The organism is Amycolatopsis rhizosphaerae, assembly GCF_007713715.1.
Classification (GTDB): Bacteria; Actinomycetota; Actinomycetes; order Mycobacteriales; family Pseudonocardiaceae; genus Amycolatopsis_E; species Amycolatopsis_E rhizosphaerae.
Genome location: NZ_VJWX01000250.1, coordinates 1 through 10,254 on the forward strand (window position 1 = coordinate 1; position 10,254 = coordinate 10,254).

A 10,254-nucleotide genomic window follows, 5' to 3' on the forward strand; every position below is an offset into this window, starting at 1 on the left:
GACCTCGACCGTGCCGCCCCCGGCGGCCCGGGCCACCTGCACCGTCCTGCCGGGCACGACGCCGGCGGACTTCAGCTCGACCATGAGCTTCTCGTCCAGTTGCACGTGCTCGGCGATGCGCCGGACCTCGGCCTTACCGCCGCCGGAGCGGGCGAACTCGTCGAGCCGGATCAGGTTCGCCTCCATCGGCGGGGCCGGCAGGCCCCCGTTGCCGAGCTGGTCGAGACCGGGGATCGGGTTGCCGTAGGGCGAGGTCGTGGGGTGGTTGAGCAGCGTGACGAGCTTGCGCTCCACCGCCTCGCTCATCACGTGCTCCCAGTGGCACGCCTCGGTGTGCACCTGCTCCCACTCCAGACCGATCACGTCGAGCAGGAGGCGCTCCGCCAGGCGGTGCTTGCGCATCACCGCGGTGGCGAGTGCGCGGCCGTGGTCGGTCAGCTGCAGATGCCGGTCGTCGGCGACCCGCACCAGGCCGTCCCGTTCCATGCGCGCCACGGTCTGGCTGACCGTGGGGCCGCTCTGTTGCAGCCGCTCCGCGATGCGGGCGCGCAGCGGTACGACACCTTCCTCTTCGAGCTCGAAGATGGTCTTCAAGTACATCTCTGTGGTGTCGATGAGATCGTTCACGATGTCCCCTTCGTCCGCAGGAATCCATGGTAGTCGTTCACACCGACACTCAGCCCAGGTGATCGAGGCCTTCGGACCCTCTCCCCGCGCCCCCGTCCGACTACCATCAGGCCTCATGCAGCGTTCCGCCGTCGTCTGGGACCCCGCACTGCTCGGTTACGACCTCGGCGGTGAGCACCCCTTCAACCCCGTCCGCCTCCAACTGACCGTCCGGCTCGCGTCCGCCCTGGGCGTCCTCGACGGGGTGCCGCTCCTGACGCCGCACCCGGCGCCGGACGACCAGTTGCTCCGCGTGCACGCGGATGAATACCTCGACGCGGTCAAACAGGCCCCGATGGCCACCTGGGACGTCGGGCACGGCCTCGGCACCGCGGACAACCCCGTGTTCAGCGACATGCACGACGCGTCCGCGCTGGTCGTCGGCTCCACCCTGCTGGCCGCGGCCGAGATCGCCGAGGGCCGGACGCGCCGCGCGGTGAACATAGCGGGTGGCCTGCACCACGCGATGCGCGACCACGCCTCCGGTTTCTGCGTCTACAACGACTGCGCCGTCGCCATTTCCTGGCTGCTGGAGCAGGGCTTCGAGCGGATCGCCTACATCGACACCGACGTGCATCACGGCGACGGGGTGCAGGCGGCCTTCTATTCGGATCCGCGGGTGCTGACCGTTTCGCTGCACCAGCACCCGTTCACGCTTTGGCCTGGCACGGGCTACTCCGCCGAGACCGGTGCCGGGGCGGGCGAGGGCAAGGCCGTGAACATCCCGCTCCCGCCCGGAACCCGGGACGCGGGCTGGCTGCGGGCCTTCCACGCCGTGGTCCCGTCCGTGCTCGAGCAGTTCCGGCCGCAGCTGCTGGTGACCCAGTGCGGGGTCGACTCCCACGACGAGGACCCGCTGGCGGACCTCTCGCTGTCCGTGGACGGGCATCGCGCGATCTACGCCACCCTCCGCGAGCTGGCCGAACGGTATGCGGAAGGCCGGTGGCTCGCCGTGGGCGGCGGCGGGTACCAGCTGATCCGCGTGGTGCCCCGCTCCTGGACGCATCTGATCGCCATCGCACTGGACCGTGATGTGAAGCCGGAGACGGCGGTTCCGGCGGAATGGACCGATATGGTGCGGAAGGCGGCGCCGCGGGCGGAGCTGCCGCAGTCGATGACGGACGGCGTGGACGCCGCCTACCGGCCGTGGGGCGACGGGGACGACGACGCGGTGGACATCGCCATCCGCGACGCGCGGCGAGCGGTCTTCCCGTTCTACGGCCTGGACCCGGACGACCCGAGAGACTAGGCGGAGATGAAGATCGGCAACAGTGCGGCGGGCCACGCGGGCCGGCGCGACCCCTACGACTACCCGCGCAGCTGGGAAGCGGATGTGGTGCTTTCCGACGGCGGCACCGTCCACCTGCGGCCGATCGTGCCGAGCGACGCCGACGGCCTGGTGGCCTTCCACGGCAGGCTGTCCGAGCGGACCCGGTACCTGCGCTACTTCGGCGCCTACCCCCGGATCCCGCAGCGCGATCTGGAGCGGTTCTCGGTGGTGGACCACCACGACCGCGTCGCGTTCGTCGCGTTGCTGGGCGACGACATCGTCGCGGTCGGACGCTACGAACGCCTCGGGGACGGTCCGTCCGCGGAGGTCGCCTTCGTGGTGGACGACGCGCACCAGGGCCGGGGCCTCGGCTCGATCCTGCTCGAACATCTTGCCGCCGCGGCCCGGGAGTCGGGGCTGCGGCGGTTCGTCGCCGAGGTGCTGGCCGAGAACTCGGCCATGGTGCGGGTGTTCCGGGACGCCGGGTACCAGGTGAGCCGGGCGATCGAAGAGGGCGTGCTGCACCTCGAATTCGACATCGACCCCACGGAGGAGTCGCTCGCGGTGGCGCGGGCCCGTGAGCAGGCCGCCGAAGCCCGCAGCGTGTACAACCTGCTGCACCCGCAGTCGGTCGCGGTGATCGGTGCCTCCACCGATCCGATGAAGGTCGGGCACGCGGTGCTGATGAACCTGCTGGAGGCGGGTTTCACCGGAACCATCTACCCGGTCAACGCCGAACACCGGGCGGTGCGGGGCGTGCGGGCGTACAAATCGGTGCTCGAGATTCCCGATCCGGTGGACCTCGCGGTGGTCGCGGTGCCCGCCGACCAGGTCGAGTCGGTGCTGGACGGCGCGCTCGCCAAGGGGGTCAAGACGCTGCTGATCGTCACCGCCGGGTTCGCCGAGGCGGGACCGCACGGGCTGCACGCCGAGCTGCGGCTGGTCGGCGAGGCGCGGGCGCACGGGATGCGGGTGGTCGGCCCGAACGCGTTGGGGGTGCTCAACACCCACCCGTCCGTGCGGCTCAACGCGACTCTGGCGCCGAAGCTGCCCTCCCGTGGCCGCGCCGGGTTCTTCTGCCAGTCGGGCGCGCTGGGCACCGCGATCCTCGCCGACGCGGGGGCGCGCGGCCTCGGCCTGTCCACCTTCGTCTCGGCGGGCAACCGCGCGGACGTCTCCGGCAATGATCTCCTGCAGTACTGGGAAACCGACCCGGACACCGATCTGGTGCTGCTCTACCTCGAATCCTTCGGCAACCCGCGCAAGTTCGCGCGGCTGGCCCGGCGGCTGGGGCGGACGAAGCCGATCGTGGCGGTGAAGTCGGGCAGGCACGCGGTGCGGCCGCAGCTGGCTTCGACCTCGGTCGAGGTGGACGAGGCGAGCGTGCAGGCGCTGTTCGAGCAGGCGGGCGTGGTGCGGGTGGAGACGCTGGCGCAGCTGTTCGACACCGCGCTGATCTTCGCCCACCAGCCGCTGCCCGCGGGGCCGCGGGTCGGCATCGTGGGCAATTCGAGTGCGATCGGTCTGCTGGCCGCGGACACCGCGCGGGCGCAGGGGCTGAAGCTGGCCTTCGAACCGGTGGACGTGGGTCCTCAGGCGGGGCCCGACGAATTCGCGGCCGCGGTGCGGGAAGCCCTGATCTCGCCGGAAACCGACGCGCTCGTGGTGGTGTTCGTGCCGCCGCTGGCCACCCCGGGCACCACCTACGCCCGCGCGCTGCGGGAGGCGGTGCACGAACTCGACACGCAGAAGCCGATCGTGTCCACCTTCCTGGCCGCGGAGGGGGTGCCGGCGGAACTGGCGGTCCCGGGTACGGACGGTGCGCCGGGGCGCGGCTCGATCCCGTCCTTCCCCAGCCCGGAGCGCGCGGTGAACGCGCTGGCGAAGGTGGTGCGGTACGCCGCGTGGCGGCAGCGGCCGCAGGGGAACCTGCTGCGCCCGGCCGGGGTGCACACGGAGGCGGCCCAGGAGATCGTCCGTGAACTCGTCGACGACGTCGAGGACAGGAACATCGTGCTGGAGGACGAGGACGTCGTCCGGCTGCTGCACTGCTACGGCATCGAGGTGGTGCCGTTCCGGGTGGTTTCGAGCGCGGACGAGGCCGTTTCCGCAGCCAGGGAACTGCGGTATCCCGTGACGGTGAAGGCGGTGGACGAGCGGTTGCGGGGCAGGCCGGATCTGGCGGGGGTGCGGCTGGATCTGGCCTCCGAGGACGAGGTGCGCCGCAGCTACCACGATCTGCGCGAGGTGTCCGGCGAGGACGAAATGTACGTGCAGAAGATGGCTCCGAAGGGCATTTCCTGCTTCGTGGGCCTGCAGGACGACCCGTCGTTCGGCAGCCTGGTGTCCTTCGGGCTGTCGGGCCTGGTCAGCACGCTGCTCGGCGACCGGGCCTACCGGGCGGTCCCGCTGACCGACGTGGATGCGGCCACGCTGATCCGGGAGCCCAAGAGCGCTCCGCTGCTCACCGGTTATCGCGGTGACGAGCCCGCGGACCTGGCGGCGTTGCAGGACGTGGTGCTGCGGGTGGCCGCGCTGGCCGAGGACAACCCGGAGGTCCGCGCGCTGAACCTGGACCCGGTGATGGCCTCGCCCGAGGGCGCCTTCGTGGCCAACGCGCGGATCGTGGTGGGGCCGCCACCGGCCCGGCCGGACACCGGGCCGCGGCGTCTCCGCGCCATCAACGCCCCCGACTAGGACGCGTTTCCCAAGCGGCGGGGCCGCCGGTTCAGAAACCGGTGGGATCGATGGCGACGACGGAGCGGTTGCCCGGGTATTCGGTCAGGGTCCACAGCTGGTTCTGCGGGCCGCGATAGGACAGGTCCTCGTTGCCGATCGGGAACACGCCCGCGTGTTTGGCGGGCCCGCTGCTCGCGGTGAAGGTGTAGAGCGAGCCGCGGGTGGACGAGCCCGCGCTGGCCGAGACGAAGAACTTGCCGTTGATCGCGGTGGCGCCCTGCATGCTGGCGATGTTCACCTGGTAGGCCTCGGTGGCGTGGGTGTAGCCGTCGGCGGACGCGAGGAACTTCCGGTCGGTGTAGTCGATCGGGAAGCGCACCACCCGGGTGCCGGTGCCGTCGGCGTTGTACTCGGGCACGATCACGCTGTCCGGGCTGCTGGTGCGGTCGAGCGAGGCCGCCGAGAACCGGAGCTGGGTGACGCCGTTGGTGGTGGAGTCGGTGAAGGTGAGCGCCTGCGGCAGCACGTAGGCGTAGTCGAAGGCCTGGTAGCTGCCGTCGGACTGGCGGCCGATCGCGGTGCTGTCCCCGGTTTTGACCGCCCAGATGTGCCGCAGGTCGAAGGCGCGGAATCCGCCGGAGGTGTCGGCGACGTAGAGGAAGTAGCCGTAGGTGAAGATGCCGCCCGCGTGCACGGTGACGGGCCGGAAGTCGGGCTGTCCCGCCGAGTCGGTGTAGGGCTCGACGAGGAGCACGTGGCGGTAGTGCGGGGTACTCGTGTTCGAATAGTCCACAAAGGACACCCGGACGCCCTTGTTCGTGCCGCTGCCCGCGTAGTACCAGGAAGCGAACAGCGCGGTGCGGCCGTCGTACTGCCCGCTCCCGTAGGCGTCGGCGGTGGTGCTGATGCCCTGCGGATACCAGTCGGTGGTGCCGTCGTCGCCGGAGTTCCAGCAGAACGCGGCGACCTGGCCGGTCGCGCCGGGGTTGCAGGCCGTGCCGGTGCGGTTCGCGCTGTCGAGCACGGCGGACACGCCGGTGACCGTGAGCAGGCCGTCGAGTCGGCTGATGACGGGGTTGTAGGCGCTTTCCGAGAGCCGGAAATCGGCGGCGGTCAGCGTGGTCGGCGCGGCCTGTGCGGGCGGCGCGAACAGGGTGAAGGCGGCCAGAACGGCGAACAGGACGGCAAGCGAGCTTCGGCTGCGCATGCCTGCCACGTTAAGCGAGGCGCTCCCCGGTGGGAAGCATTTCGTAAAAGACTTCCCGGTCAGGCCGCCGCCAGACCGGGTCCGAGCTGTGCCATCCCTCCGCGGACAGCTGCCGTTTCAGGATTTTGAACGTGGACGTCTTCGGTAGTTCGTTGACGATTCGCACGTAGCGGGGTAGCTGCTTCGGACCGAGATCGGGCTGGGCGCCGAGGAAGGCGGCGAATCCGGCGGGGTCAGGGGGGTTCGCCGGATCCCGGGGGACGAGTGCGGCCATCACCTGGTCGCCGGTGACCGGATCCGCCACGGCGTACACCGCGGCCTCGGCGACACCGGGATGGCGCAGCAGGATGCGTTCGATCGGGGCGGTGCCCAGGTTCTCGCCGTCGACGCGCAGCCAGTCGCCGAGGCGGCCCGCGAAGTAGGCGTACCCGTCCGCGTCGGCGTAGGCGAGGTCACCGGTGTGGTACATGCCGTCGCGCATCCGTTCGGCCTCGGCGCCGGGGTTTTTGTAGTACCCGGCGAACCATCCCGGCCCGGTGGTGTTGACCAGTTCGCCGACCGCCTCGCCCGCGTTGAGGAGCCGGCCGTCGGCGTCGAATTCGGCGGGCGGGCAGGGGCGGCCGGTCTCGGGGTGCAGGATCGCGACGCCGTTGCCGAGCCTGCCCAGCGAGCCGGGGGGCGAGCCGGGCGCACGGGTCAGGCCGATCCCGCCTTCGGTGGAGCCGAACGCGTCCATCACGAAGCAGCCGAACCGGCGCCCGAAGGCCGCCAGGTCCGCCTCGGCGCCTTCGTTGCCGTAGACGATGCGCAGCGGATTGTCGGCGTCGTCGGGGCGTTCGGGGGTGGCGAGGACGTACGACAGCGGTTTGCCGACGTAGTTGGCGTAGGTGACGCCGAACCGGCGCACGTCCGGCAGGAAACCCGAGGCGGAGAACCGCCGCCGCAGCGCCAGTGCCGCACCCGCGGCCAGGCCCACCGCCCAGCCCGCCATGATCGCGTTGGAGTGGAACATCGGCATCGACACGTACACGGTGTCCGTTGTGGACAGGCCGAACCGGTCGGCCAGCATGCGGCCGGGGAAGGCGATCTTGCCGTGCGTGCAGCGCACCGCCTTGGGGTCGCCGCTGGTGCCCGAGGTGAAGATGAGCATCAGCAGGTCGTCCGGCGAGGCCGGGACCGGTTCCGGCCTCGCGGGCTCGGGCACCTCCAGTGCGGCGACCCGTGCGCCCCCGAGGTCGAGCCCGTCCAGCAGCGGGGCGTACCGGGGCTCGGTCAGCACGAGCTGGCAGTCCGCGAGCCGCACGTCGCGGGCCAGCGCTTCGCCGCGGCGAGTGGTGTTCAGCCCCACCAGCACCGAGCCGGACAGCGCGCAGCCCCCGAGCAGGAACGAGACGGCGGGCAGGTTGTCCGCGAGGATCCCTACGTGCGGCGGCCTGCCCGGGGCCAGCTCCCGGCGCAGCAGTGCGGCGAATCCCGCGCTGAGGCGCACGTGCTCGGCCCAGGTGTGGCGCTCGTCTTCGAAGAGCAGGCCGGGACGCTCGTCGCCGGCCCGCGCGAGCAGGAGCTCGGTGACGGTCGGCGTGCTCATGCGGCCTCCGGTGTTTTGCGGGACACCCGCACCCGGTCGGCCCGCATGAGCGGGGGCTTCGCCAGTGTCGCTCATGCGGCCTCCGTGGCGAGCAGGGTGCCCAGGGCGCGCAGCTGAGCGGTGGCCCCGCCGAGGGCGAACTCGATCCTCTTGGCCGCCGCGAAATAGCGGTGCAGCGGGTGGTCGACGTCGATGCCGACCCCGCCGTGCAGGTGCACCGCGCTGTGCGCGACCCGATGCCCGGCTTCGGCGGCCCAGTACTTCGCCGTGGCGACCTCCTCGGCGGCGGGCAGGCCTTCCGACAGCCGCCAGGCCGCCTGCCACAGGGTCAGCCGCACCGCTTCGACGTCGATGTAGGCGTCGGCGAGCCGTTGCCGTACCGCCTGGAACCCGGCCAGCGGCTGGTCGAACTGGCGGCGCTCCCGGGCGTAGGCGGCGGTGCGCCGCAGCGCGCTTTCCAACACGCCGAGCTGCATCGCGCAGAGCCCCGTAGTGCCGCGCAGCCGGAGCCATTCGGCCACCCCGCTTCCGGGTTCGCCGAGTGGCTCACCCGGCGCGTCGGCGAGGGTGACCAGTGCCGCGTCGGCGTGGTCGATGGTGCGCTGGGCCTGCACGTCGACGCCGGTTTCGCCGCCTTCGGTGAGGAAGACGGCGGCGCCTTCGGCGGTGTCGGCGATGATCAGGAACCCGTCGGCGAACGCCCCGGAAAGCACCGCCGTCTGGACCCCGGTGATCCGCCAGCCCTCCGCGCTTCGCTCGGCCGTGAAGCCGGGTGGCGTCCCGGGCTCGGGCAGGGTCACCGCCAGCACCTTCCGGCCGCGCACGACCGGCACCACCCAGCGTTCGATCTGCTCCGGCGTGCCGAACTCGGCGATCGCCGAGGCCGCCATGGTCACCGTGGCCAGATACGGCACCGGGGCCACCGCGGCCCCGATCTCGATCAGCACCGAACACTGCCCGAGCAGCCCGGCCCCGCCGCCGCCCACCGCGGCGGGCAGCCCGGCGTCGACGAGGCCCGCCTTCACCAGTGCGGCCCACACCTCGGACGAGAAACCGCCGTCGCCGTGGGATCCCAGCACCTCCGGGGTAACGAGGTCGCCCAGCACGCGCCGCGCCAGCCCGCTCAGTTCCTGTTGCTCCTCCGAGCTCGAAAAGTCCACGGTGCCTCCTCAGCGGGTTACGGGAAGGGAGAGGGCGGTGGCGGCGATGAGATCGCGCTGGACTTCGTTGGTGCCGCCGCCGAAGGTGAGGATCAGCGCGGAGCGGTGCGCGCGCTCGATCCGGCCGCGCAGCACGGCTCCGGGGGAGCCTTCGCGGACGACCGCGGCCGCGCCGAGGACCTCCATGAGCAGCCGGTAGGCCTCGACCGCGAGTTCGGTGCCGAACACCTTCGTCGCCGAAGCCTCCGCGGGCCCGACGTCGGCGGAAGTGGCGATGCGCCAGTTGCGCAGCTTGAGGTACTCGCCGTGGGCATGCACGCGGGCGAGGTGCAGGCGCACCCATTCGGCGTCGATCACGCGGCTGCCGTCGGGCTGTTTGGTCTCCTGCGCCCAGCGCCGTACCTCGCGCAGGGCGGCCAGCACGGGGGCCGACGAGGTCAGCGCGACGCGCTCGTGGTTGAGCTGGTTGGTGATCAGCGGCCAGCCCGCGTTCTCCTCCGCCACCCTGGCGCCGACGGGGACGCGCACGTCCTGGTAGTAGGTGGCGCTGGTGCCGGGGCCCGCCACCGTGTGCACCTTGGTCCAGGAGAAGCCCGGGGCCGAGGTGGGCACGATGAGCATGCTCAGGCCCTTGTGCTTGCGGGCTTCGGGGTCGGTGCGCACGGCCAGCCAGACGTAGTCGGCGTACTCGATCAGGCTCGTCCACATCTTCTGCCCGTTGACGACGTATTCGTCGCCGTCGCGCACGGCGCGGGTGCGCAGGGAGGCCAGGTCGGTGCCTGCCTCGGGCTCGGAATAGCCGATCGAGAAGTGCAGTTCGCCGGCGGCGATGCGGGGCAGATAGAACGCCTTCTGTTCCGGCGTGCCGAACCGCATGATGGTCGGGCCGATGGTGTTGACCGTCAGGAACGGGACGGGCACCCCGGCGACGGCCGCCTCGTCGGTGAAGATGAGCTGGTCGATCATCGGCCGGTCCTGCCCGCCGTACTCGGTGGGCCAGCCGAGCGCGAGCCAGCCGTCGCGGCCGAGTTCGCGCACGATTTCCTTGTAGGCCAAGCCATCCCCGTATTCGCCGCCCGGCCCGGCGAGGGACTCGCGGCGTTCGGGGGTCATCAGCCGGGCGAAGTACGAGCGCAGTTCGCCGCGCAGGCGCTCCTGTTCCGGGGTGTAGTCGATCCGCATGCCGTCACCTCTCCGCAGGTCCGCTCGTTCTGGTAGCGAACCGGCCGCGACGCTAGTCTAGAACAGGTTCTAGTTCTACCAGGTGTGCCGGACGGGAGGAAGTCATGCGGGTCGGTGTGGACCGGGAGCTGTGCGAGGCGAACGAGGTGTGCGTGGGGTTCGCGCCCGCCGTGTTCGAGCTCGATGACGACGAGAGCCTCGTCATCAAGCAGGAGGAGGTGTCGCAGGCTGAAGTAGAACGTGTTACGCAAGCTGTCGCGTCTTGTCCCAGGAATGCGCTGTTCACGCGCGAATGACTGAGGCTTGCCGAACGCGAGAACAGATTCTAGTCTGTGCCGTGGGAGGCGAGCCGGAGCCGGTTCGCCGCGCTTGCGAGGAGGCAGCCCGTGACAGCCGCCGTGCCGAACGCGATCGGCGACGACAAGCCACGTGAAGCCCGGGAGCGGGCGCCGGGAGGCCGCCGCGGCGGCCCGGGCGCCCGCACCGCCGGTCCGGTGGTGAG

At 71.3% G+C, this 10,254-nt stretch carries 8 protein-coding genes; 3 read left to right on the plus strand and 5 right to left on the minus strand.

Translation table 11 applies throughout. The annotated features are described in order from the left end of the window. The coding region (locus tag FNH05_RS22605; RefSeq protein ID WP_186382679.1) for an iron-dependent transcriptional repressor DtxR at window positions 1–627 on the minus strand (627 nt) is incomplete at its 3' end. 115 nt (window positions 628–742) lie between these two features. Here FNH05_RS22605 and FNH05_RS22610 point away from each other — a divergent pair. Both FNH05_RS22610 and FNH05_RS22615 read left to right on the plus strand, forming a co-directional pair. After that, window positions 743–1,915: an acetoin utilization protein AcuC gene (locus tag FNH05_RS22610; protein WP_144590720.1), complete on the plus strand. Its 1,173-nt coding sequence runs from the start codon at window positions 743–745 to the stop codon at window positions 1,913–1,915. Between the two features lie 6 nt (window positions 1,916–1,921). Next, window positions 1,922–4,633: a bifunctional acetate--CoA ligase family protein/GNAT family N-acetyltransferase gene (locus tag FNH05_RS22615; RefSeq protein WP_144590721.1), complete on the plus strand. Its 2,712-nt coding sequence runs from the start codon at window positions 1,922–1,924 to the stop codon at window positions 4,631–4,633. Window positions 4,634–4,664: 31 nt separating this feature from the next. Here FNH05_RS22615 and FNH05_RS22620 read toward each other — a convergent pair whose 3' ends face one another. From FNH05_RS22620 to FNH05_RS22635, 4 genes are all read right to left on the minus strand, one after another. Next, window positions 4,665–5,822: a hypothetical protein gene (locus tag FNH05_RS22620; RefSeq protein ID WP_144590722.1), complete on the minus strand. Its 1,158-nt coding sequence runs from the start codon at window positions 5,820–5,822 to the stop codon at window positions 4,665–4,667. A gap of 10 nt (window positions 5,823–5,832) precedes the next feature. Then, complete coding sequence (locus FNH05_RS22625) at window positions 5,833–7,410, minus strand: long-chain-fatty-acid--CoA ligase (protein ID WP_144590723.1); 1,578 nt, start codon at window positions 7,408–7,410, stop codon at window positions 5,833–5,835. 71 nt (window positions 7,411–7,481) lie between these two features. Beyond that, window positions 7,482–8,570, minus strand: a complete 1,089-nt coding sequence (locus tag FNH05_RS22630; protein WP_144590724.1) for an acyl-CoA dehydrogenase family protein — start codon at window positions 8,568–8,570, stop codon at window positions 7,482–7,484. A gap of 9 nt (window positions 8,571–8,579) precedes the next feature. Next, window positions 8,580–9,752, minus strand: a complete 1,173-nt coding sequence (locus FNH05_RS22635; protein WP_144590725.1) for an acyl-CoA dehydrogenase family protein — start codon at window positions 9,750–9,752, stop codon at window positions 8,580–8,582. A gap of 104 nt (window positions 9,753–9,856) precedes the next feature. On the opposite strand from FNH05_RS22635, the gene FNH05_RS22640 reads away from it, so the two are divergent. Beyond that, window positions 9,857–10,048, plus strand: coding sequence for a ferredoxin (locus FNH05_RS22640; RefSeq protein WP_144590726.1), 192 nt, complete (start codon window positions 9,857–9,859; stop codon window positions 10,046–10,048). Window positions 10,049–10,254: the final 206 nt, after the last annotated feature.

Coding starts and splice junctions, on each gene's coding strand:
- FNH05_RS22640 (WP_144590726.1), top strand. CDS start 9,857: ATGCGGGTCGGTGTGGACCGGGAGCTGTGCGAGGCGAACGAGGTGTGC.
- FNH05_RS22615 (WP_144590721.1), top strand. CDS start 1,922: ATGAAGATCGGCAACAGTGCGGCGGGCCACGCGGGCCGGCGCGACCCC.
- FNH05_RS22625 (WP_144590723.1), bottom strand. CDS start 7,410: ATGAGCACGCCGACCGTCACCGAGCTCCTGCTCGCGCGGGCCGGCGAC.
- FNH05_RS22635 (WP_144590725.1), bottom strand. CDS start 9,752: ATGCGGATCGACTACACCCCGGAACAGGAGCGCCTGCGCGGCGAACTG.
- FNH05_RS22620 (WP_144590722.1), bottom strand. CDS start 5,822: ATGCGCAGCCGAAGCTCGCTTGCCGTCCTGTTCGCCGTTCTGGCCGCC.
- FNH05_RS22610 (WP_144590720.1), top strand. CDS start 743: ATGCAGCGTTCCGCCGTCGTCTGGGACCCCGCACTGCTCGGTTACGAC.